This window comes from Serratia sp. 2880STDY5682894 (assembly GCF_001537385.1).
In the GTDB taxonomy this organism is placed as follows: Bacteria; Pseudomonadota; Gammaproteobacteria; order Enterobacterales; family Enterobacteriaceae; genus Serratia; species Serratia nevei.
Map to the genome: position 1 here is coordinate 252352 of NZ_FCJA01000006.1, position 22624 is coordinate 274975.

Here is a 22624-nt window from a genome sequence, read left to right on the forward strand (position 1 = left end):
GTATATGGGGGCAATTTCGCCCGATTCAACCGTTAACCGAACCAGTGGTGGAACATCAGTTTGATGTAGTCCACGATGCGGCTGAAGAAACCGCCTTCTTTCACTTCGTTCATCACCACCAGCGGACGCTGGTCGATGGTTTTGCCGTCCAGCTGGAAGTTGATGCTGCCGACCACCTGGTTTTTCGCCAGCGGCGCGTGAATTTCAGGGGTGTTCAGCACGTAACTGGCCTTCAGATCTTTCATGCGGCCGCGCGGGATGGTCAGGTAGACGTCTTTGTCCACGCCCAGCTCAACGCGGTCGGCATCGCCGAACCAGACCGGCTCGGAGGCGAACTCTTTACCGACCTTCAGCGGCGCTACGGTTTCGAAGAAGCGGAAGCCCCAGGTCAGCAGTTTCTTGCTCTCGGCTTCGCGGCCTTTGTAAGTGCGGCCGCCCATCACGGCGGAGATCAGACGCATCTGGCCTTCGGTCGCCGAAGCCACCAGGTTGTAACCCGCCGCATCGGTGTGGCCGGTTTTGATGCCGTCGACGTTCAGGCTGTTATCCCACAGCAGACCGTTGCGGTTCATCTGGCGGATGTTGTTGAAGGTGAACTCTTTTTCTTTGTAAATCGCGTACTCTTCCGGCACGTCGCGGATCAGCGCCTGGCCGATCAGCGCCATGTCGCGCGCCGAGCTGTACTGGCCCTGGGCATCCAGGCCGTGTACCGTCTGGAAGTGGGTGTTCTGCAGGCCCAGCTTGCTGACGTAGGTGTTCATCAGGTTAACGAACGCGTCCTGGCTGCCGGCGACGTAGTCGGCCATCGCCACGCAGGCGTCGTTACCGGATTGCAGGTTGATGCCGCGGGTCAGTTTGGAGACCGGCACGCGATCGCCCGGCTTCAGGAACATCAGCGAGGAGCCTTTGAACACCGGGTTGCCGGTCGCCCAAGCGTCCTGACCGACGGTCACCAGATCGTCCTGGCCGATTTTGCCCGCTTTCAGCGCCTGGCCGATGACGTAGCTGGTCATCATTTTGGTCAGACTGGCTGGATCGCGACGCGCGTCGGCGTTCATCTCGGCCAGCACCTTGCCGGAGTTGTAATCAATCAGGATGTACGCTTCCGCATCGATCTGCGGGACACCTGGGATCATGGTTTTGATGTTAACGTCATCGGCATGTGCAACGGAGGCTGCGCTCATTGCGATAACGGTGCCGAGTGCGATGCTTTTGATTAAGCGAAAAGAAGTTACTTGTTTCATGATCGGGACTACAACATCCGTGAAAGTAAAGTTAAAAAACGAGCCACACTATAGCAGATGCGATCCCGGCAGGCATTACCCATTCATCTGACTAATTGCGGTTAGAGAACTTTTAGCTGCAAGAAAATGTTTCAGCTAAATAACCGCTTATCAGCCGCGAATGCCCGCCGGGCTTAACGCTTAGGGTGCAGCAGTAACGAAAGACTGTTGTTGCGCTTCGCTGGCCAGGCGTTGCTGCAGCTGGGCCGCCTGCTGACGGCTGCTGAACGGGCCGAGCTGGACGCGATAAACGTTGCCGTTAGCCGCCACTTTGCCCGGCACGCCAAACTGCTGGCTCAGGCTTTGCTGCCAGCTCTGGGCGCGCTCGGCGCTGCTCAGCGCACCGACCTGCACCACATAGCCGCCGGAGGAAGACGCGGCAGCCATGCCGGCAGCCGCGGCGCCGGCCGCGACCGGTGCGGCCACGGCTTCAGGTTCTGATCCTTCCAGCACGCCGGCCGGTACAGCGCTTGGCGCGCCGAGGAAACCGCTGCGGCCGCCGGTTGCGTTGCCGCCGGCGGCTGGCGCGTTGTTGTCGTCGGTGCGCAGGGTGCTGTTATCGATCGGGCGCACCGCCGCGCCGCTGGCGACCGGCACGTCCTGTTGGATCGGGGTGCCCATGCCGCTGGAGCCGAGATCCGGGCGTGCCGGCAGGGCGTAGCTCTGTTTCGCCACGATGGTGCCGATGGTGCCCGGGCCGCTTAGCGTGCCGTCCGGCGCCACGTTGATGAAATCGACTTTGACCTTGGTGTTGTTGGACAGGTTGAGGCGATCGGCGGCGGCTTTCGACAGATCGATGATGCGGCCCTTGGTGTAAGGCCCGCGATCGTTGACGCGCACCACCAACTGACGGCCGTTGGCCAGGTTGGTGACACGTACATAGCTAGGGATCGGCAAGGTCGGGTGCGCCGCGGTCAGGCCGTTCGGATCGAACTGCTCGCCCAGGGCGGTGGTATTGCCGTTGGCTTCTTCGCCATACCAGGCCGCCAGGCCGGTCTGCGAGAAGTTCTGCGGATCTTTTACGATGCGGTAAGTATCGCCATTAACCTTATAATCCTGCATGTTATTAGGGTTATAGGGTTCATATTGAGGCTCGACGCCACCGATTTCCACCACCGGGCCGTTGTACGGCTGCTGTGGCGCCTGCTGTTCCGTGGTCGGGGCGGTACAGGCGGAGAGCAACACCGCCGCGACGCCGATCCAAAGCCATTCCTTACGCATTACTCACCTCTTATAAACTTTTAGACAGCATTTTCCGATGCGTGTGGATCGACATGATGATGCCGAAACCGGCCATCAACACTATCAGCGCCGAACCCCCGTAACTGACCAGAGGCAAAGGTACGCCAACTACCGGCAAAATGCCACTGACCATACCGATGTTAACAAAGACATAAACGAACAAAATCAGCATCAAGCCGCCGACCATCACGCGGCCGAAGGTGGTTTGCGCCTTGGCGGCGATCATCAGCCCGCGAATGATCACCAGCAGGTAAAGCGCCAGCAGCACCAACACCCCGATCAGCCCCAGCTCTTCGGCCAACACGGCGAAGATAAAGTCGGTATGGCGTTCTGGCAGGAACTCCAGCTGCGACTGGGTGCCGTGCAGCCAGCCCTTGCCGGACAGGCCGCCGGAGCCGATGGCAATCTTCGACTGAATGATGTGGTAGCCGGCGCCGAGCGGGTCGCTTTCCGGATCGAGCAGCATCATCACGCGGTCGCGTTGATAACCGTGCATCAGGAAGAACCACAGCACCGGGATAAAGGCCGCCAGCGCGACGGCGGCGACGGCGATCAGTTTCCAGCTCATGCCCGAAAGGAACAGCACGAACAGGCCGGAGGCGGCGATGAGGATCGAGGTGCCCAGATCCGGCTGCGCGGCCACCAGCAGCGTCGGCAGGAAGATCAGCACCAGGGCGATGGCGGTGTTTTTCAGCGAAGGCGGGCAGACGTCGCGGTTCATAAAGCGCGCTACCATCAGCGGCACGGCGATCTTGGCGATTTCCGACGGCTGGAAGCGCACCACGCCGAGATCCAGCCAGCGCTGCGCGCCTTTACTGATCTGCCCGAAGGCGTCCACCAGGATCAGCAAAATCACGCAGAAGATATACAGATAGGGCGCCCAGCTTTCGTATACGCGCGGCGGGATTTGCGCCATGACGGCCATCACGATCAGCCCCATGACGATCTGCCCGATCTTGCGCTCCATCATGCCGATGTCCTGGCCGCTGGCGCTCCACATCACGAAGGCGCTGTAGACCAGCAGGGCCAGGATCAGCAGCAGGAACGTCGGGTCGATGTGGATTTTGGTCCAGATCGAGCCTTTTTGTTGGCTTTCAGTCATGTTCTACCTTAGTCACCTTCTACGCCAGGCGGCAGTGGGGCCTCGCTTGGCAATTGCGTATTGTTGTCGCCCAGCAGAATATGGTCGAGGATCTGGCGGGTGATGGTGCCCACCGCCGGACCGGCGCCGCCGTTTTCCAGAATGATGGCGACCGACACCGTCGGATTGTTGAACGGCGCGAAGGCGGTCATCAGCTTGTGATCGCGCAGGTGCTCCGCCAGTTTATGGGCGTTGTAAGTTTCGTAGCCGAATACCTGTGCGGTACCCGATTTCGCCGCGGCTTTGTAAGGGGCGTCCGCAAAGTATTTGCGCGCCGTCCCGTTCGGACGGTTGGCCACCCCGTACATGCCGTCTTTGGCGATTTCCCAGAAGCCGGAGTGAATATCGCCGATCTGCGTGTCTTCTTCCTGTTTGAACGGCACCAGCGCGCCGTTGACGCGGGTGCTCTGCAGCAGGTGCGGCGTTTTGACGGTGCCGTCGTTGATCAGGGTGTTCAGCGCCTTGGCCATCTGGATCGGCGTGGCGGTCCAGTAACCCTGGCCGATGCCCACCGGAATGGTGTCGCCCTGATACCACGGCTTTTTATAGCGCTTCAGCTTCCATTCGCGCGTCGGCATCAGGCCGGAGCGCTCTTCGGACAGATCGATGCCGGTGTACTGGCCGTAACCGAATTTGGTCAGCCAGGTCGACAGCCGGTCGATCCCCATGTCATAGGCGACCTGATAGAAATAGGTATCTGCGGACTCTTCCAGCGCCTTGGTGACGTTCAGCCGGCCGTGGCCCCATTTTTTCCAGTCGCGGAAGCGTTTTTCCGAGCCGGGCAGCTGCCACCAGCCGGGATCGAACACCACGGTGTTCTTGGTGATCACCCCGGCGCTGAGCGCCGACACCGCGATGTAAGGCTTCACCGTCGACGCGGGCGGGTAAACCCCCTGCGTGGCGCGGTTGATCAGTGGGCGATTCGGATCGTTCAGCAGCCCCTGATAGTCCTTGCTGGAAATGCCGTCCACGAACAGGTTCGGATCGTAACTCGGGTTGGACACCATCGCCAGAATGGCGCCGGTGCGCGGATCGCTCACCACCACCGCGGCGCGGCTGCCTACCAGCAGCTGCTCGATATAGCGCTGCAGGTTGAGATCGAGCGTCAGGTAGACGTCCTGACCGGCGGAAGGCGGCTGCTCGTGCAATTGGCGGATCACCCGGCCGCGGTTGTTGACCTCGACCTCTTCGTAGCCGGTTTTGCCGTGCAGCGTGTCTTCGTAATAGCGTTCGATGCCCAGCTTGCCAATGTCGTGGGTCGCGGCGTAGTTGGCCAGTTTGCCGTCTTTGTCCAGGCGTTCGACGTCGCGGTCGTTGATTTTCGACACGTAGCCGGTGACGTGGGTGAGGGCGGAGCCGTAAGGGTAGTAGCGGCGCTGGTAGCCTTTCACTTCCACACCGGGGAAGCGGAACTGATTGACCGCAAAGCGGGCGACCTGCACTTCGGTCAGCGCGGTTTTCACCGGAATGGAGACGAAACGGCGCGAACGCTTGCGCTCTTTTTCGAAATTGGTGATGTCGTCGTCGGTCAGGTCTACCACCGTGCGCAGCGCCTGCAGCGTGGCTTTGAGATCGTCAACCTTCTCCGGCATCAGCTCCAGCTGATAAATGGTGCGGTTGAGCGCCAGCGGGGTGCCGTTGCGATCGTAGATAATGCCGCGGCTGGGCGCGATAGGCACCAGCTTGATGCGGTTTTCGTTGGAGCGGGTGCGGTAATCCTCGACGCGGACCACTTGCAGATTATACAGGTTGGCGATCAGGATGCCGGACAGCACCAGGATGACCAAGAACGCCACCAGGGCGCGGCGTACAAACAGGGCGGATTCAGCCGTATAGTCGCGAAAAGGGTTACGTTCTATTTTCATCCCGCTGCTTTATTTCACTCTGTCACGGTCACCACCGGCTATTCCCGGTGGTAAGGATGATTTGTAGTAATACTCCAGGCGCGGTAGAGGCTTTCGGCCACCAGGACGCGCACCAAAGGATGCGGCAATGTCAACGGAGAAAGTGACCAGCTCTGCTCGGCAGCGGCTTTGCAGGCGGGCGCCAACCCTTCCGGGCCGCCGATCAGCAAGCTGACGTTACGGCCATCCTGCTTCCAGCGCTCAAGCTGCTGCGCCAGCTGCGGCGTTTCCCACGGCGTGCCTGGGATATCCAGCGTAACGATGCGGTTGCCTTTGCCCACCGCCGCCAGCATCTGTTCGCCTTCTTTGTCCAGAATGCGCTTGATGTCGGCGTTTTTGCCGCGTTTGCCTGCTGGGATCTCGGTCAGCTCAAACGGCATATCTTTGGGAAAGCGGTGCAGGTAATCCATAAAGCCGGTTTGCACCCAGTCTGGCATTTTGGTGCCGACCGCCACCAATTGCAGTTTCACCGCTTAGCTCCAGAGTTTTTCCAGCTCGTACAGGCGACGGCTCTCTTCCTGCATCACGTGCACGATCACTTCGCCCAGATCGACCACGATCCAGTCGGAGGCTTCCTGGCCTTTCATGCCGTACAGCTCCATGCCTGCGGCACGGGATTCCTGCACCACGTGGCTGGCGATCGACATCACGTGGCGAGTCGAGGTGCCGGTGCAGATGATCATGCAATCGGTGATGCTGGATTTGCCCTGGACGTCCAGAGCGATAATGTCTTGGCCTTTCAGGTCATCGATTTTATCGATGACGAAATCTTGGAGCGCTTTACCTTGCAAAGGTTCCCCCTCGGGTGTGTTCTGTTCAGTCGGCTGCGGCGGGCAAAATGCGCGCGCCGCGGCGTAACCGGATAATGGTTTCGGCAGGCTGCCGCTGAAAGCCAGCTAACTGGTGACTGCCCGGCCAGCTAAGGTTTCCGGGGTTTTCAGCGGATACCTGAAAAATAGCGGCGCAGTATATCACGCACCTTTCGCTAGCGATATAAACCCTGCAACTCGATGTAGCGCTGCACCGGGCGTGGCAGCAGGTCGTCGCAGTTGAGGCCCTGATGGCGGCGCTGGCGAATCTCGGTGGCGGAAATTTCCAGCTCCGGCGTATCGGCCAAATAGATATGGCCGTGTGGGCGACGGCTGAGCAGCGCCGGGTCGGCGGTGCGATGGCGTTCCAGCCACTGCTGCAGCTCCGGCGTGTCCATGCGATCGTTATAGCCCGGGCGCGCCAGCACCAGCAGATGGCAGACGTCCAACAGCGCCTGCCAGCGGTGCCACTTATGCAGCGTCAGCAGCGAGTCCTGGCCAATAATAAACGCCAGCGGCTGGGCGGCGCCACGCTCTTTACGAATCGTTTCCAACGTCTCGATGGTGTAGGAGGGAGTTGTGCGGTGCAGTTCGCGATCGTCGACCGCAAACAGCGGGTTGCCGGCGATCGCCAGCTCCACCATCTTCAGGCGCTGCTGCGCAGTGGCCTCCGGCTGCGGGCGGTGCGGCGGCACGTGGTTAGGCAGCAGCGTGACGCGATTCAGGCCCACTTCGGCGGCCAACGCTTCCACCGGCCGCAGGTGGCCGTAGTGGATCGGGTCAAAGGTGCCGCCGAACAGCGCGTGCAAAACGGTGGGGTGTTCCGGATTAGTGGGCATCGCTAAAACTCGTGGCCAGGGGTTTGCCGCACAGCAGCATCGACAGGGTTTCCAGTTCCGGCCAGACCGACTGGCCATAGTCCTGCTTGAGGGTCAGCTCGATTTGCGTCAGCAGCTGTACCGCCTGCTGTAGCTGGGGGCCGGACAGGCGTTGCAACGCCTGGGTCACCAGCGGGCGGCGATTCTGCCAGACCTTGTGCTGATCGAACAGCGTGCGCAGCGGCGCGGAAGCCATGCGGCGCTGCAGCGTCAGCAGCAGCAGCAGTTCGCGCTGCAGAGTGCGCAGCAGGATCACCGGCTCCACGTCCTCTTGCTGCAGCTGCTGCAAGATATGCCAGGCGCGCTTGCTTTTGCCGGCCAGCAGGGCATCCAGCCAGTGGAACGGCGTGAAGTGGGCGGCGTCGTTCACCGCCTGTTCGACGCGCGGCAGCGTGAGCTTGCCGTCCGGGTGCAGCAGCGACAGCCGCTCCAGCGCCTGCGACAGCGCCAGCAGGTTGCCTTCGTAGCAGTAGCACAGCAGCTGATTGGCGGCGTCGTCCAGCTCCAGCTTCATCGCCTTGGCGCGCGTGGCGACCCAGCGCGGCAGCTGCGCCTGTTCCGGCGTCTGGCAACTGACGAGGGCACCGTGCGGGCTGAGCGCCTTGAACCAGGCGCTGTTTTCCTGCGCTTTGGTGAGGCGCGGGCCGCGCAGGATCAGCAGAATATCCTCGTGCAGCAGCGTGGCGAGTTTGGTCAGCTGTTCGCCGATCGGCGCCGTCGGGCCGTTTTCCGGGAAGATCAGCAGCAGCGTCTGGCGGCTGGCGAACAGGCTCATCGCCTGGCAGATGCCGAAGATGGCGTCCCAGTCGGTATGGGCGTCAAGGGAAATGCTGTAGTGCTCACTGAACTGCTGCTGTTGCGCGGCCTGCCGGAGCAAATCCTGGCTTTCCTGCAGCAACAGCGGTTCATTGCCGCTCAATAAATAACAAGCGCGCAGCCCCTCTCGGAGCTGCGCGGCAAGTTGTTCCGGATAAATGCGGATCATTGTGCGGTTTGGCTTGCCGCTCGTTCGCCGGCGGCAGCGGCTTTCTGCCGGTTCTCTTCTTCCGCCGCATGCACGGTCAGCAGTTTGCGCACCAGCTGTTGCGCCGCCTGCTCACGCATTTCCTGGCGAATGATATCCTGTTCGGAGTCCTTGGCCAGCGCGGTCAGCGGGTTATCGAAGAAGGAACGGAACACTTTCACCGACAGCGGATACAGGTCATGGCCCGGGATCAGCACTTGCGCCTGCACGGTCAGCACCAGCTGGTACTCGGCGGTTTTACCGTCCTGGAAGATAGAAGCGGTATCCTGGCTTTCCGTTGCGCCGACGATGCGCAGGGAAGGCACGTCTTTACGTTTCGGATCGCTGACGATAGTCACTTCGTTAAGACGCAGCTGCTCACGCACCGCGCGCGTCAACGGGCCGTAAGGATCCGAACTGTCCAGGATCAGCGTTTTCATTTCATTCGGCACCTGCGTGGTGCCACGCAGGTGAAAACCGCAGCCGGCGGTGACCAGCACCGCCAACCCCAGCAACAGCGTCAGAATACGTTGTCGCACAACTCCTCCTTGTGTTAACCCACAACCAGGTTAAGCAGTTTGCCCGGAACGTAGATCACTTTGCGAATCGTGACGCCGTCCAGATATTTAGCCACCAGATGCTCTTCGGCAGCGCGCGCGCGCACCTGCTCTTCGGTCGCATCGGCAGATACGGTGATTTTAGCGCGAACCTTGCCGTTCACCTGCACCACCACCAGCTTGGAGTCTTCGACCATCGCCTGTTCGTCGGCAACCGGCCATGGCGCGGTGTCCACGTCGCCTTCGCCGCCCAGCGCCTGCCACAGGGTGAAGCACACGTGCGGGGTGAACGGGTACAGCATGCGAACCACGGCCAGCAGCGCTTCCTGCAGCAGCGCGCGATCCTGCTCGCTCTCCTGCGGCGCGCGGGCCAGTTTGTTCATCAGCTCCATCACGGCGGCGATCGCGGTGTTGAAGGTCTGACGGCGGCCGATATCGTCGGTTACCTTGGCGATGGTTTTGTGCAGATCGCGGCGCAGCGCTTTCTGATCTTCGTTCAGCGCCGCTACGTCGAGCGGCTGTACCGCGCCTTTTTCCACGTGATCGTAGGCCAGTTTCCACACGCGTTTCAGGAAGCGGTTAGCCCCTTCCACGCCGGATTCCTGCCACTCCAGCGTCATTTCTGCCGGTGAAGCGAACATCATGAACAGACGCACGGTGTCCGCGCCGTATTTTTCCACCATTTCCTGTGGGTCGATGCCGTTGTTCTTCGACTTCGACATTTTGCTCATGCCAGCATAGACCAGTTCACGGCCTTGCGGATCGGTGGCCTTGATGATGCGGCCCTTGTCGTCACGTTCGACGGTGGCGTCAACCGGAGATACCCAGACGCGCTCGCCGCTGTTGCCGGTGTAGTAGAAGGCGTCGGCCAGCACCATGCCCTGACACAGCAGACGCTTGGCCGGCTCGTCGGAATCCACCAGGCCTGCATCGCGCATCAGCTTGTGGAAGAAGCGGAAGTACATCAGGTGCATGATGGCGTGTTCGATACCGCCGATATATTGATCGACCGGCAGCCAGTAGTTGGCGGCGGCCGGATCCAGCATACCCTGATCATACTGCGGGCAGGTGTAGCGCGCGTAGTACCAGGAAGACTCCATAAAGGTGTCGAAGGTGTCGGTTTCACGCAGCGCAGGTTGGCCGTCGACGGTGGTCTTCGCCCACTCAGGATCGGCCTTGATCGGGCTGGTGATGCCGTCCATAACCACGTCTTCCGGCAGGATCACCGGCAGCTGATCTTCCGGCGTCGGCATCACGGTGCCGTCTTCCAGCGTCACCATCGGGATTGGCGCGCCCCAGTAACGCTGACGGGAGACGCCCCAATCGCGCAGGCGGTAGTTGACCTTGCGCTGGCCTACGCCCTTGGCGACCAGTTTGTCGGCGATGGCGTTGAAGCCCGCTTCGTTGTCCAGGCCGTCGAATTCGCCGGAGTTGAACAGCGCGCCTTTGTCGGTCATCGCTTCGGCGCTCACGTCAGGTCGGCTGCCGTCGAGGTTCAGGATCACCGGTTTGATCGGCAAATCGTATTTGGTGGCGAATTCCCAGTCGCGCTGGTCGTGCGCCGGTACCGCCATCACGGCGCCGGTGCCGTATTCCATCAGCACGAAGTTGGCGACCCACACCGGCAGCTTCTCGCCGCTCAACGGGTGGACAACGAACAGGCCGGTCGGCATGCCTTTCTTCTCCATCGTCGCCATTTCGGCTTCGGCAACTTTGGTGTTGCGGCATTCGTCGATGAAGTCGGTCAGCGCCGGGTTATTGCGCGCGCCCTGTTGCGCCAGCGGGTGGCCCGCGGCGACCGCCACGTAGGTAGCGCCCATGAAGGTGTCGGGACGGGTAGTGTAAACCGTCAGCTTCTCTTCGCTGTCCGCCACGTCGAAGGTGATTTCCACGCCTTCGGAGCGGCCAATCCAGTTGCGCTGCATGGTTTTCACCTGCTCTGGCCAGCTTTCAAGCGTGTCCAGATCGTTCAGCAGCTGATCGGCGTAGGCGGTGATTTTGATGAACCACTGCGGGATCTCTTTACGCTCGACCTTGGTGTCGCAGCGCCAGCAGCAGCCGTCGATAACCTGTTCGTTGGCCAGCACGGTCAGATCGTGCGGGCACCAGTTCACCGCCGAGGTCTTCTTGTAGACCAGGCCTTTTTCATACAGCTTGGTGAAGAACCACTGTTCCCAGCGGTAGTATTCCGGCTGGCAGGTGGCGATTTCGCGATCCCAGTCGTAGCCGAAGCCCAGCAGTTTCAGCTGGTTCTTCATGTATTCGATGTTGTCGTAGGTCCACGGGGCTGGTGCGGTGTTGTTTTTCACCGCCGCGCCTTCCGCCGGCAGGCCGAACGCATCCCAGCCGATCGGCTGCAGTACGTTTTTGCCCAGCATGCGCTGATAGCGCGAGATCACGTCGCCGATAGTGTAGTTACGAACGTGGCCCATGTGCAGTCGGCCGGACGGGTAAGGCAGCATGGATAGGCAGTAGTACTTTTCCTTGCTGTCGTCTTCGGTAACTTTGAAAGTCTGCTTCTCTTGCCAGTGAAGCTGTACGTTCGATTCTATGTCTTCTGGACGGTATTGCTCTTGCATGGCGGCCGGTGGTCCTGTAGGTGTAAACCGTTGCCCCGGTCAGAGGCAACGCAATGAACATTTAGTATTCGTAGATCCGCATAGCATAGCTGATAAGACCTCCCGGCAACAACTCCAAGCGCCTGACTCGGCGCATTTAAAAAAAACGCCGCCATGACGCGGCTCACAACCTGCGGATCCCGCGTCTTGCCAAGTGACATCAGTCATTTACGGCTAAAATAAGAACAAGTAGCTTAGGGGTATCCCTACAGCCAAGTCCGGCGCAGCGTTTATCGAGGAGAGTCTATGAACAAGGTTGCTCAGTATTACCGCGAATTGGTGGCATCGCTGACCGAACGCCTGAAAAACGGTGAACGCGATATCGACGAACTGGTGGCCAGCGCGGAGCGGCGGTTGAACGAGGCCGAAGATCTGACCCGCGACGAAGTGCGGCAGGTGACGCAGGCGGTGCGACGCGATCTGGAAGAGTTCGCCCGCAGCTATCAGGAAAGCCGGGATGAGTTTACCGACAGCGTGTTTATGCGGGTGATCAAAGAGAGCCTGTGGCAGGAACTGGCGGATATCACCGACAAAACCCAGCTGGAGTGGCGCGAAGTGTTCAAGGATGTCAGCCACCACGGCGTTTACCACAGCGGTGAAGTGGTGGGGCTGGGCAATCTGGTGTGCGAGCAGTGCCATTACCACCTGGCGTTCTACACGCCGGAGGTGTTGCCGCTCTGCCCGAAATGCGGTCACGACCAGTTCCAGCGCCGGCCGTTTGAACCTTGATGACGTTCCCCGCTGCGGCGGGGAACGCTAAGGCCGGCATTTAACGGAACAGTTTCTTCAGCAGGTTGCTCAGGAAACCGCCGCTGACGGCTGCCGGGGCGGCTTGCGCCTGCGCCGGTGCGCTGGCCGCTATGGCAACGCCAGCCGGGATTTTCTGCGCGACCGCGATGCGGCTGTCCTGGGCGGCTTTCTCTGCCGCTTCCGGGCCGTAGGCGAAGCCTTCCGCCAGCACGAACTCAACGTCGGTGATGCCGATAAAGCCCAGGAACAGCTTCACGTACGGCGTGATCAGATCCGTCGGCGTGTCGGCGTGGATGCCGCCGCGGCTGGAGATGACGATCGCTTTCTTGCCCGTCACCAGCCCTTCGGCGCCGGCGGAGGTATAGCGGAACGTCTGGCCGGCGCGGGCGATCAGATCGAAGTAGATCTTCAGCTGTGTCGGGATGTTGAAGTTGTACATTGGGGCGCTGATGATCAGCGTGTCGTGCGACTTCAGTTCGGCAATCAGCTCATCGGACAGCGCCAGGGTGCTTTGCTGGTGCGGCGTCAGCGGCTTGTCGCCGGCGGTAAAACCGGCCATCACTTCGCCATCCAGCTCCGGCAGGGTCGGGTTGGCCAAATCGCGCACGGTGAATGTGTCTTCAGGGTGAGTTTCACGCCATTGTTCAACAAAAAAATCGACTAATTTTCCAGACTGGGAATATTCACCCAGAATGCTTGATTTCAGGACCAGTACGCGGCTCATTGGCTTATCTCCAGGCGAAGTCTAATCGGTAACGATGTCAGTAGGTGTAAACGCATGGTAGAGGCAAGCCAGGAACAGTGATAGCGCAAAAATTCGCTGAGTTAAATCAAAAAACTTGAATGAGGGGCGCGAGCGCGCCCCGATGGGATCAATAACGCGCTACGCGCTCGGCCAGCAGCTCGATAAAGCCTTCGCGGTTGATGCCGGTCAGCACTTCCACGTTGGCCGCGTTGCCGGTTTGCTGGAAATAGTCCACCACCGTCATGCCGACGGTGTATTCCCCTTTGGTTTCCACCCCCACCCAGCGCTCTACGCCGGTAAACAGCTGCGGCGCCAGCAGCCAGGCGATGGTGCAGGGATCGTGCATCGCCGCGCCGGGCAGGCCGCGCGGATGGCTGAGGTACAGCGGCAGGTAAAAATCGAGCATCTCCGCGACCCCTTGCGCGACCGGATTGTCTATCTGGCGAATGCGCTCGATATCCTGCGGCAACACCAGCGCCTGATGGGTGACGTTCAGCCCGGCCATGGTCAGCGGCACGCCGGATTTCAGCACCATTTCGGCGGCTTCGGGGTCGACGAAGATGTTGAACTCCGCGACCGGCGTGGTATTGCCGGCGTTCATGCCGCCGCCCATAAATACGATGCGCTCGATGCGGCTTTTCAGCTCGGCATGTTGGGCCAACAGCAGAGCGATGTTGGTCATTGGGCCAGTCACCACTAGGGTTATCGGCTGCGGGCTGGCGCGCAGCAGGTCGGCGATCAGCTCGACGGCGCCGCGGGGATCGGGCTTGATTGTCGGCGTCGGCAGGTGGGTGTTGCCCATGCCGGTTTTGCCGTGGACATAGTCGGCGATCACCAGTTCGCGCATTAGCGGGCCGCCGGCACCGGCGGCGACCGGTATGTCCTCGCGCTGCATCAGGGTCAACAGACCCAGCGCGTTATGCAGGGTTTTCTCCGGCGTCTGGTTGCCGGCGGAGGTGGTGATGGCTTTGACGTCCAGCTCCGGCGAACGCAGCGCCATAGCCAGCGCGATGGCGTCGTCGAGGCCGGGATCGCAATCGATGATAATAGGGCGGGGCATGTTCTTTCTCCTCTGTTTGTTATCCAGCGAGCATCGGATCAAAACCGGGGAGAAACAAGCGCTTTTAGTGCCGGGCGTTTGCGCGACGGGATAAGGCGTTCAGACACCGCAGAGTTCATGAGCGCTGCGTTTCCATTCTTCCACCTCGGTTGGGTGCAAGAAGGAGTAATAGACGGTAGTGCCGTCGGGCAAGATATTTTGCAGTGCCTGCATGCAGTTGGCCTCGCAGGGGCGCAGCTCGATATACACGTTGGTGATCGGCACCTGCTCCTTATCGGCGTCAAAGCGTTCGATGCGCCTTATCGCCGCAACCAGCGCGGCCATTTCGGCATGTAGCTTGACCCAGTTATGGGTGTAGATATCCGGCGGCATCTCCATTTTCATCTGGCTATTGCCAAAGGCATAGCGAGTGCTGCCGCGCAGCTGGTATTCGATGGTGGCGCAACAGGACTCAGGCCCGAAACCCGGTTTTTCAATCAGTTTCTTCTTGTCTTCCAACGTGCGTCGAACAATCGGATAACCGGATTTGATGCTGTACTCCGCTTGTACCAGTTGAATCATGCCAGCCTCTCTGGTGGGTGAGTTAATCATCAAAGGTAGGACAGCCTGCAGGATCGCGCGTTATTTACGGTCATCGCGACGGGGAGTTTAAGATAAATCCTAACTTTGTTGAGACGGCAATGAGAGGCATTCAGGCGCATGGGTGCCGAAAAACAAGCGCCCCTTGGGGCGCTTGGGTTTAGGGCACTGCGCGATCAGTGCAGGATCTTGGCCAGGAAGTCCTTGGCGCGCTCGGACTCGGGGTTGTTGAAGAAATCGTCTTTGTTGCGGTCTTCGACGATTTTGCCTTCGTCCATAAATATCACCCGATTCGCCACCTTACGGGCGAAGCCCATTTCGTGGGTCACCACCATCATGGTCATGCCTTCGTTCGCCAGTTCGACCATGACGTCCAGCACTTCGTTGATCATTTCCGGATCGAGCGCCGAGGTCGGTTCATCGAACAGCATGGCGATAGGATCCATGCACAGCGCGCGGGCGATGGCGACGCGCTGCTGCTGGCCGCCGGACAGCTGACCGGGGAACTTGTTGGCATGGGCGGAGAGGCCGACGCGCTCCAGCAGCTTCAGGCCCTTCTCGCGCGAGGCGGTCTTGTCGCGCTTGAGCACTTTCACCTGCGCCAGCGTCAGGTTGTCGATGATAGACAGGTGCGGGAACAGCTCGAAGTGTTGGAACACCATGCCGACCTTGGCACGCAGCTGCGCCAGGTTGGTTTTCTTGTCGTTGACCGGCGTGCCGTTCACCAGGATGTCGCCCTGCTGGATCGGCTCGAGGCCGTTGACGGTTTTGATCAGGGTGGACTTGCCGGAACCTGAAGGACCGCAGACGACGACCACTTCGCCTTTTTTCACTTCGGTGGTGCAATCGGTCAACACCTGAAAGTGACCGTACCACTTAGAAACATTTTTCAGGGATATCATCAAACAGTCCTTTTCTTCAAATAGCTTACCAGCGCCGAGGCGGCGAGGCTGATAACAAAATAGACAAAGCCGGCGAACAGGATCATTTCAACCTGGGTGCCGTCGCGTTCGCCGATGGTCGACGCAGTGCGGAAGAAGTCGGCCAGGCTCAGTACGTAAACCAGCGAGGTATCCTGGAACAGTACGATGCCCTGGGTCAGCAGCAGCGGCACCATGGCGCGAAACGCCTGCGGCAGGATCACCAGCCGCATGGATTGCCAATGGGTCATGCCCAGCGCCAGCGCGGCGGAGGATTGGCCGCGCGAGATGCTGATAATGCCGGCGCGGATGATTTCCGAGTAATAGGCCGCTTCAAACAGGGAAAAGGCTACCATAGCCGAGATCAGGCGAATATCGGTTTTCGGCGATAACCCTAGAACCTGTTGTAATAAGCTTGGAACCACCAGATAGAACCACAGCAGCACCATCACCAGCGGCACCGAGCGGAACAGGTTGACGTACAGGGTGGCGAACCAGCTGATCGGTTTGAACGGCGACAAACGCATCACCGCCAGCACGGTACCCCACAGAATGCCGACCACGATGGCGGTCACGGTGATCTTCAGAGTGATCACCATGCCCTGCAGCAAATAAGGGAAGCTTGGGACGATCGACGCCCAGTCAAATTCGTACATTATTTACTCCCCAGGTTGCCAGGCAACTGCACTTTCTTTTCGACCAGACGCATAAACAGCATGATAACGGCGTTGATGCCGATATAAGCCAGCGTGATGGCGGTAAAGGATTCATAGGCGTGTGCGGAGTAATCCAACAGCTTGCCGGCCTGCGCGGCCATGTCCACCAGCCCGATGGTGGAGGCGATGGCGGAGTTTTTGACCAGGTTGAGCATTTCCGAGGTCATCGGCGGCACGATCACCCGGTAGGCGTTCGGCAGCAGCACGTAGCGGTAGGTTTGCGGCAGCGTCAGGCCCATCGCCAGCCCGGCGGCTTTCTGGCCGCGCGGCAGGGACTGAATGGCGGCGCGCACCTGCTCGCATACGCGGGCGGCGGTAAACAGCCCCAGGCAGAGCATGGAGGAGACGAAGAACTGCACGTTGGGATCCAGCTCGCTTTTAAACCAGGTGCCGATATTGGCCGGCAACAGCTCGGGGATCACCAGATACCAGGTAAAGAATTGCACGATCAGCGGCACGTTGCGGAACAGTTCGACGTAACAGGTGCCGAGGGCGGAAAGAAAGCGGTTGGGCACGGTACGCAAGATACCGAACAGCGAACCGACGAAGAAAGCGATAATCCATGCACAGACGGAGAGGGCCACCGTGACCTGAAAGCCGGACCAAATCCAGCCGAGGTAAGTGGTGTTCCCAAACGGGGCCTGCTGCAGGAAGATACCCCAGTTCCAATCTATTGACATAACAAACTCCGGTAAACGGGCGCAGGGCGCCGAAGATTGATGACTTGATGAGCGCCGATCGCCGTGCGGCCAGTCTGGCTGGCTTGTTGTGTGCGGAGATCGGTGATGCGCGTTGGGGAAAATGAGGGAGGGGAACGGCCCCCCTCATACCTGTCTGTCCCAGTCATCAACTGGGCCGGTTTGGCCTGCGGCCGCCCCGGCTCTTGTTCTATTTAGTTCAACGCTTTGTCGTTAGGCTCTTTGAACAGCTGTTTCATGTCGTCCGACAGTTCGAAGTTCATGTTGAGGTTTTTCGGTGGAATAGGCTGCTTGAACCATTTGTCAAACCACTTGGCCGCTTCACCGGAGGTTTGCGCCTGGGCGATGGTGTCATCGACCAGCTTTTTGAACTCAGGATCGTCTTTGCGCAGCATGCAGCCGTAGGCTTCTTTCGACTGCGGCGTGCCGATGATTTCCCACTGATCCGGCTTCTTGGCCTTGGCGCGCTCGCCCGCCAGCAGGGCATCGTCCATCATGAAGGCCACCGCGCGGCCGCTTTCCAGGGTGCGGAAGGAGTCACCGTGGTCTTTGGCGCTGATGATGCGCATGTTCATTTTGTCGCTGTCGTTCAGCTTGTTCAGCAGCACTTCGGAGGTGGTGCCGGAAGTGACCACCACCGGTTTACCGGCCAGGTCTTTAAAGTCTTTGATGTCGGAGCCTTTTTTCACCAGCAGACGGGTGCCGACCACGAAAATGGTGTCGGAGAAGGCGGCCTGTTTTTGGCGCTCGAGGTTATTGGTGGTGGAGCCGCACTCGAAGTCATAGGTGCCGTTTTGCAGCAGCGGGATGCGGTTCTGCGAGGTAATCGGCAGCATTTTCACCTGCAGATTCGGTGCATTAAGTTTTTTCTTAACAGCTTCAACGATTTGGTTGGAGTAGTCCTGAGAGTAGCCCACAACTTTTTGTTGGTTGTCGTAGTAGGAAAAGGGCACTGACGATTCGCGGTGGCCGACAACGATCACGCCGTTGTCTTTGATTTTCTTCAGCGTACCGGACAGGTCTTCCGCATGCGCCACGCTACCTGCCATACCGAGCAGCAGTAACGATAACGCCAATTTACGCATTTGCATGGTCCAACTCCTTTGCTGTTGTGGTGGCTCTGACTAAAGAGCGTCAGGTTAAATCGACTATTTATTGCTCAAGTTATAAAGATAGTCTTAGAACGGATAGCCGTTAAAAAATAACCGATTGTGAATACCTTGAAACTAAAATGTTTCATTTTTTGAGACGCCGCGCGCACCAAATCAATGCAACGAAACCCTGACGCCCCCGCGTGGTGCGCTCAATGCACCCAAAATGTGCACAGGTGCGACAAAACGTCAGCAAAAGTAAATCGGCGCGCGATGTCACCATAGTTAAAGCAAGGAGTGTGCCAGCCGCGTTGATTTAACGGCGTTTTCTGACCAAGGAGGAGACAGTGACGAGAACGCGGGGCGCGGCGGGCGCGCCCCGGCGAGAAGGACTATTTGCGGCGCAGGCCCAACATCAGCGCCCAGCCGCCCAGCAGCAGGGTTATCACCCACAGCGGCGTGGCGCCGAAGCGTGCGTAAGGCGTGACGCCGGTGGTCGGCGTGACCTTCACTTCGAGCACCTGACGGGTAAACTGCGGGATCTCGGCGATCACCTCGCCGTTCGCATCCACCGCGGCGGTAACGCCGTTGTTGGTGCTGCGCAGCAGCGGCCGGCCGAGCTCCAGCGCCCGCATGCGCGCCATCTGGAAGTGCTGCCACGGGCCGATAGAGTGGCCGAACCAGGCATCGTTGGAGATGGTCAGCAGGAAATTGGTGTCCGGGCGGAAGTTATCGCGTACCTGCTGGCCCAGGACGATTTCGTAGCAGATGGCCGCCGTCAGGTTGTACCCGCGTACGCTGAGCTGCGGCTGCACGTAGTCGCCGCGGCTGAAGGAGGACATCGGCAGATCGAAGAACGGCGCCAGCGGCCGCAGCAGGGTTTCCAGCGGCACGAACTCGCCGAACGGCACCAGGTGGTGCTTGTTGTAGCGATCCTTGGCCGGGTAGCTGTACGGCGTCGGTTCGCCGAGCACGATGGCGCTGTTGTAGATCTGCTGGCCCTGTGGCGTGGCGCGCACGTCGACGATGCCGGTGATCAGGCTGCTGTTCTTCGCCCGCATCAGGTCGTCCATCATGGTCAGGAAGCCGTTCTGGTTGGCTTCATAATCCGGGATGGCAGACTCCGGCCAGATGACGATCGGCGCCTTGCCCACGTACGGACGGGTTTCGTCCAGATAGGTTTGCAGCGTGCTGACCAGCGCTTTCGGATCCCATTTCATCGACTGGGCGATGTTGCCTTGCACCATGGCGACGTTCACCGCTTTCTCCGGCTGCGGAGTAAACCACTGCAGCTGGCGCAGCGGCCACGGCAACAGCAGCAGCGCGGCGGCGATGATCGCAGCCGACAGGCGGCGCTGATTGACGGCGTACACCAGCAGGCCGGCGATGGCCATCAGCACAAAGGTGATGGCGTCGACGCCCAGCAGCGGCGCGATGCCCTTCAGCGGGCCGTTGATCTGGCTATAGCCGAACTGCAGCCACGGGAAGCCGGTCAGCACCCAGCCGCGCAGGAATTCGGTCACCTGCCACAGCGCCGGCGCGGCGATGGCCAGCCGCCACCAGCGGGTGGCCGGCCACAGGCGCGTCAGCAGCCCGGCGAACAGCCCGGTATACAGCGACAGGTAAGCGGCGAGCAGCACCACCAGGAAGACGTTGACGGCGAAAGGCATGCCGCCGAAATCGGCGATGCTGACATACACCCAGTTGATGCCGCTGCCGAACAGCCCGAAGCCCCAGACAAAGCCGAGCAGGGCAGACTGTTTGGTGGTGCGATTGAGGGTAACGGCCAGCAGGCCGAACAGGGAGACGATGGCCGCGGGCCAGAAGTCGTAGGGCGAGAACGCCAGCGTCCCGCCGGCACCTGACAACAGCGCCAGCAGGGCGCGAACCCGCTGGCGTTCAAGTAATGAGGCTTTAGCCATGTTGGATTTAATCTTCCAGTTTCGGTGGTGGAGAATCGTCCGGAATTTTTACATGAACCTGGATAATACGTCGACTGTCGGCCATGGCAACTTTAAATAGGTAACCTTCGATTTCAATGGTTTCCCCGCGCGCCGGCAGGTGACCGAAGGCCTGCATCACCAGACCGCCGATGGTATCGACCTCGTCGTCGCTGAAATGGGTGCCGAAGGCGTCGTTGAAGTCTTCGATCGGGGCCAGCGCGCGCACGGTGTACATGTGGCGGCTGAGCTGGCGGATATCCAGATCGTCTTCGTCGTCGTATTCGTCTTCGATCTCGCCGACGATCAGTTCCAGAATGTCTTCGATGGTGACCAGGCCGGATACGCCGCCAAATTCGTCAATGACAATCGCCATGTGATAGCGCTGGGAGCGGAACTCTTTCAGCATCCGGTCGACGCGCTTGCTTTCCGGCACCACCACCGCGGTGCGCAGCACCTTGTCGATGCTGAACGGCTCGGAGTCCGCGCGCATGAACGGCAGAAGATCCTTGGCCATCAGGATGCCTTCGATGTGATCTTTGTCTTCACTGATCACCGGGAAGCGCGAGTGGGCGGAGTCGATAATCACGTCCAGGCACTCTTCCAGCGTCTGGTTGCGCTTGAGCGTCACCATCTGGGAGCGGGGGATCATGATGTCGCGCACGCGCTGTTCGGCGATATCCATCACGCCTTCCAGCATGTCGCGGGTATCGGGATCGATCAGGTCGTTTTGTTCGGAATCACGGATCAGCTCGACCAGATCGCCACGGTTTTTGGGTTCGCCGTGGAACAGCTGGTTAAGGATAAGAGTAAAGAACCCCTTCTTGGGACTGGGGCTGTCATTGCTTTGTGAATGGTCGTCGCTCATGGCGTTTTCGTTACTGTCACTCATGTCAGAGTTAAGGGGCGTCAGCGACAGCCCCGCATGGGGGCTGTAGGGTAAACGGCTGACGTCAGACGGGGTCTTTTTCCGCCAGGTACGGATCAGGATAACCCAGTCCGTGCATGATTTCGGTTTCCAAAGACTCCATTTCTTCGGCTTCATCGTCTTCGATGTGGTCATACCCTAGCAGATGAAGACTGCCATGGACAACCATATGCGCCCAGTGGGCCTCCAGCGCCTTGCCTTGCTCAATCGCTTCCTGTTCAACCACCTGGCGGCAGATGATCAGATCGCCAAGCAGCGGCAGCTCGATGCCCGGCGGGGCCTCGAACGGGAAAGAGAGCACGTTGGTCGGCTTGTCTTTGCCGCGGTAGGTCAGGTTCAGCTCGTGGCTTTCCGCTTCGTCCACCAGACGCACGGTCACCTCGGCCTCTTCCTGAAATTGCGGCAGCACGCCTTCCAGCCAGCGCTGGAAGGTGGCCTCATCCGGCAGGCCGTCGCCGCTTTCACAGGCAATCTGCAGATCCAAAATCACCTGACTCATGGTGTCTCCTGCTCGGAGGCGGCGAGCGCCTCGCGCTTACGTTGTTCGGCAATCGCGTCTTTGCGTTTCTGTTCGGCCGCTTCCCAGGCCTCATAGGCGATGACTACGCGGGCCACCACCGGATGGCGCACCACGTCTTCGCTGTGGAAGAAGTTGAAGCTCAGTTCTTCCACGTCCGACAGCACTTCCACCGCGTGGCGCAGGCCGGATTTCTGGTTGCGCGGCAGGTCGATCTGGGTGACGTCGCCGGTGATGACCGCCTTCGAGTTGAAGCCGATGCGCGTCAGGAACATCTTCATCTGTTCGATGGTGGTGTTCTGGCTCTCATCCAGAATGATAAAGGCGTCGTTCAGCGTACGGCCGCGCATATAGGCCAGCGGCGCGACTTCGATCACGTTGCGCTCGATGAGCTTCTCCACGCGCTCGAAGCCCAGCATCTCGAACAGGGCGTCGTACAGCGGGCGCAGGTAAGGATCGACCTTCTGGCTCAGATCGCCGGGCAGGAAGCCCAGTTTTTCGCCGGCTTCGACCGCAGGGCGCGTCAGCAAAATGCGGCGAATTTCCTGGCGCTCCAGCGCATCCACCGCGGCGGCGACCGCCAGGTAGGTTTTGCCGGTGCCCGCCGGGCCGATGCCGAAGGTGATGTCGTGATCGAGAATGTTGGCGATGTACTGCGCCTGGTTAGGCGTACGCGGTTTCACCATGCCGCGCTTGGTTTTAATGGTGACCGCCTTGCCGTAATCCGGCACGCTGTCGGCCACCTGTTCCAACACCCGGCTCTCTTTGATAGCCAGGTGGATTTGCTCTGGGTCGATATCCGGGATCACGCCGCGAATCGGCGCGGTATCCACGTACAGATGGCGCAGGATATCGGCGGCGGCAACCACGCACAGGTTTTTGCCGACCAGCTTGAAACGGTTGTCGCGGCGATTGATTTCAATGCCCAATCGGCGCTCGAGTTGCTTGATGTTGTCATCAAACGGGCCGCACAGGCTGAGCAAACGCTGGTTGTCTGCGGGCTCTAACAAAATTTCTTGTGTTGCGACGTTCAAACTATTCCTCTAGGTCACATCGGGCCTGGTTGATGTCACATAGCGCGTTCGGGACGCGCGCGTTCAGGACGAGCCTGAATACTCTCTTTCTTGAATTATTCATGGTGCGCCGCAACGGCGCAAGTTTACCGCTGATCTATCTGTGCGCCATCGGCGGAATTCAAGGGAAGATAAGGAAAAAACGCGGCGGGGCGCAAAGCCCGCCGCGTCA

At 59.8% G+C, this 22624-nt stretch carries 22 protein-coding genes; 1 reads left to right on the forward strand and 21 read right to left on the reverse strand.

Annotated features, from left to right (window positions below):
- Positions 1 to 32 precede the first annotated feature (32 nt).
- The 10 genes from dacA to leuS all read right to left on the reverse strand — a co-directional run bounded on the left by dacA (position 33) and on the right by leuS (position 11396).
- The gene (gene dacA / locus AWX27_RS15600) at positions 33 to 1244 is read right to left on the reverse strand and encodes a D-alanyl-D-alanine carboxypeptidase DacA (RefSeq protein ID WP_004940010.1); all 1212 of its coding nucleotides are present in this window, start codon (positions 1242 to 1244) and stop codon (positions 33 to 35) included.
- A 180-nt stretch (positions 1245 to 1424) separates the two neighbouring features.
- Positions 1425 to 2504 (reverse strand): endolytic peptidoglycan transglycosylase RlpA, encoded by a 1080-nt coding sequence (rlpA, locus tag AWX27_RS15605; RefSeq protein WP_060423563.1) that lies wholly within the window; start codon positions 2502 to 2504, stop codon positions 1425 to 1427.
- A gap of 10 nt (positions 2505 to 2514) precedes the next feature.
- Positions 2515 to 3627 carry a peptidoglycan glycosyltransferase MrdB gene (gene mrdB, locus AWX27_RS15610; protein ID WP_004940006.1) on the reverse strand — a complete coding sequence of 371 codons (1113 nt, stop codon included), beginning with the start codon at positions 3625 to 3627 and terminating at the stop codon, positions 2515 to 2517.
- An 8-nt stretch (positions 3628 to 3635) separates the two neighbouring features.
- Positions 3636 to 5531, reverse strand: a complete 1896-nt coding sequence (gene mrdA, locus AWX27_RS15615; protein WP_060423566.1) for a peptidoglycan DD-transpeptidase MrdA — start codon at positions 5529 to 5531, stop codon at positions 3636 to 3638.
- Between the two features lie 38 nt (positions 5532 to 5569).
- The gene (gene rlmH / locus AWX27_RS15620; RefSeq protein WP_004940002.1) at positions 5570 to 6040 is read right to left on the reverse strand and encodes a 23S rRNA (pseudouridine(1915)-N(3))-methyltransferase RlmH; all 471 of its coding nucleotides are present in this window, start codon (positions 6038 to 6040) and stop codon (positions 5570 to 5572) included.
- A 3-nt stretch (positions 6041 to 6043) separates the two neighbouring features.
- The gene (gene rsfS / locus AWX27_RS15625) at positions 6044 to 6361 is read right to left on the reverse strand and encodes a ribosome silencing factor (RefSeq protein WP_016928774.1); all 318 of its coding nucleotides are present in this window, start codon (positions 6359 to 6361) and stop codon (positions 6044 to 6046) included.
- Positions 6362 to 6555: 194 nt separating this feature from the next.
- On the reverse strand, positions 6556 to 7218 hold the full coding sequence (nadD, locus tag AWX27_RS15630; protein ID WP_060423569.1) for a nicotinate-nucleotide adenylyltransferase: 663 nt from the start codon (positions 7216 to 7218) through the stop codon (positions 6556 to 6558).
- Positions 7208 to 8242, reverse strand: coding sequence for a DNA polymerase III subunit delta (gene holA, locus AWX27_RS15635; RefSeq protein WP_055316089.1), 1035 nt, complete (start codon positions 8240 to 8242; stop codon positions 7208 to 7210). The genes nadD and holA overlap by 11 nt, the downstream gene beginning before the upstream one ends.
- A complete protein-coding gene (lptE, locus tag AWX27_RS15640) occupies positions 8239 to 8799 on the reverse strand; it encodes an LPS assembly lipoprotein LptE (protein ID WP_060423573.1) in 561 nt (186 codons plus the stop codon). Before lptE ends, holA begins: the two co-directional genes overlap by 4 nt.
- Positions 8800 to 8813: 14 nt before the next feature.
- On the reverse strand, positions 8814 to 11396 hold the full coding sequence (gene leuS, locus AWX27_RS15645; RefSeq protein ID WP_038877455.1) for a leucine--tRNA ligase: 2583 nt from the start codon (positions 11394 to 11396) through the stop codon (positions 8814 to 8816).
- A 285-nt stretch (positions 11397 to 11681) separates the two neighbouring features.
- Here leuS and AWX27_RS15650 point away from each other — a divergent pair, with 285 nt between their 5' ends.
- The gene (locus tag AWX27_RS15650) at positions 11682 to 12164 is read left to right on the forward strand and encodes a zinc ribbon-containing protein (protein WP_025301844.1); all 483 of its coding nucleotides are present in this window, start codon (positions 11682 to 11684) and stop codon (positions 12162 to 12164) included.
- A 40-nt stretch (positions 12165 to 12204) separates the two neighbouring features.
- On the opposite strand, the gene AWX27_RS15655 is transcribed toward AWX27_RS15650, so the two are convergent.
- The 11 genes from AWX27_RS15655 to AWX27_RS15705 form a co-directional block, all read right to left on the reverse strand.
- On the reverse strand, positions 12205 to 12909 hold the full coding sequence (locus tag AWX27_RS15655; protein ID WP_060423577.1) for an FMN-dependent NADH-azoreductase: 705 nt from the start codon (positions 12907 to 12909) through the stop codon (positions 12205 to 12207).
- 148 nt (positions 12910 to 13057) lie between these two features.
- Complete coding sequence (rihA, locus tag AWX27_RS15660; RefSeq protein ID WP_060423580.1) at positions 13058 to 13990, reverse strand: pyrimidine-specific ribonucleoside hydrolase RihA; 933 nt, start codon at positions 13988 to 13990, stop codon at positions 13058 to 13060.
- A gap of 99 nt (positions 13991 to 14089) precedes the next feature.
- Positions 14090 to 14551 (reverse strand): hypothetical protein, encoded by a 462-nt coding sequence (locus AWX27_RS15665; protein ID WP_060423582.1) that lies wholly within the window; start codon positions 14549 to 14551, stop codon positions 14090 to 14092.
- A 194-nt stretch (positions 14552 to 14745) separates the two neighbouring features.
- Entirely contained in the window at positions 14746 to 15471 is a 726-nt protein-coding gene (locus AWX27_RS15670; protein ID WP_019454076.1) for an amino acid ABC transporter ATP-binding protein, read from the reverse strand.
- The gene (gene gltK / locus AWX27_RS15675) at positions 15471 to 16145 is read right to left on the reverse strand and encodes a glutamate/aspartate ABC transporter permease GltK (RefSeq protein WP_004939982.1); all 675 of its coding nucleotides are present in this window, start codon (positions 16143 to 16145) and stop codon (positions 15471 to 15473) included. The genes AWX27_RS15670 and gltK overlap by 1 nt, the downstream gene beginning before the upstream one ends.
- Positions 16145 to 16885 carry an amino acid ABC transporter permease gene (locus AWX27_RS15680; protein WP_019454074.1) on the reverse strand — a complete coding sequence of 247 codons (741 nt, stop codon included), beginning with the start codon at positions 16883 to 16885 and terminating at the stop codon, positions 16145 to 16147. The genes gltK and AWX27_RS15680 overlap by 1 nt, the downstream gene beginning before the upstream one ends.
- Positions 16886 to 17097: 212 nt before the next feature.
- Positions 17098 to 17994, reverse strand: a complete 897-nt coding sequence (locus AWX27_RS15685) for an amino acid ABC transporter substrate-binding protein (protein ID WP_038877465.1) — start codon at positions 17992 to 17994, stop codon at positions 17098 to 17100.
- 392 nt (positions 17995 to 18386) lie between these two features.
- On the reverse strand, positions 18387 to 19916 hold the full coding sequence (gene lnt / locus AWX27_RS15690; RefSeq protein WP_060423584.1) for an apolipoprotein N-acyltransferase: 1530 nt from the start codon (positions 19914 to 19916) through the stop codon (positions 18387 to 18389).
- A gap of 7 nt (positions 19917 to 19923) precedes the next feature.
- Complete coding sequence (gene corC / locus AWX27_RS15695; RefSeq protein ID WP_025301851.1) at positions 19924 to 20802, reverse strand: CNNM family magnesium/cobalt transport protein CorC; 879 nt, start codon at positions 20800 to 20802, stop codon at positions 19924 to 19926.
- Positions 20803 to 20887: 85 nt separating this feature from the next.
- A complete protein-coding gene (gene ybeY, locus AWX27_RS15700) occupies positions 20888 to 21361 on the reverse strand; it encodes an rRNA maturation RNase YbeY (RefSeq protein WP_033637441.1) in 474 nt (157 codons plus the stop codon).
- A complete protein-coding gene (locus AWX27_RS15705; RefSeq protein WP_004939969.1) occupies positions 21358 to 22413 on the reverse strand; it encodes a PhoH family protein in 1056 nt (351 codons plus the stop codon). Before AWX27_RS15705 ends, ybeY begins: the two co-directional genes overlap by 4 nt.
- Between the last annotated feature and the right edge of the window lie 211 nt (positions 22414 to 22624).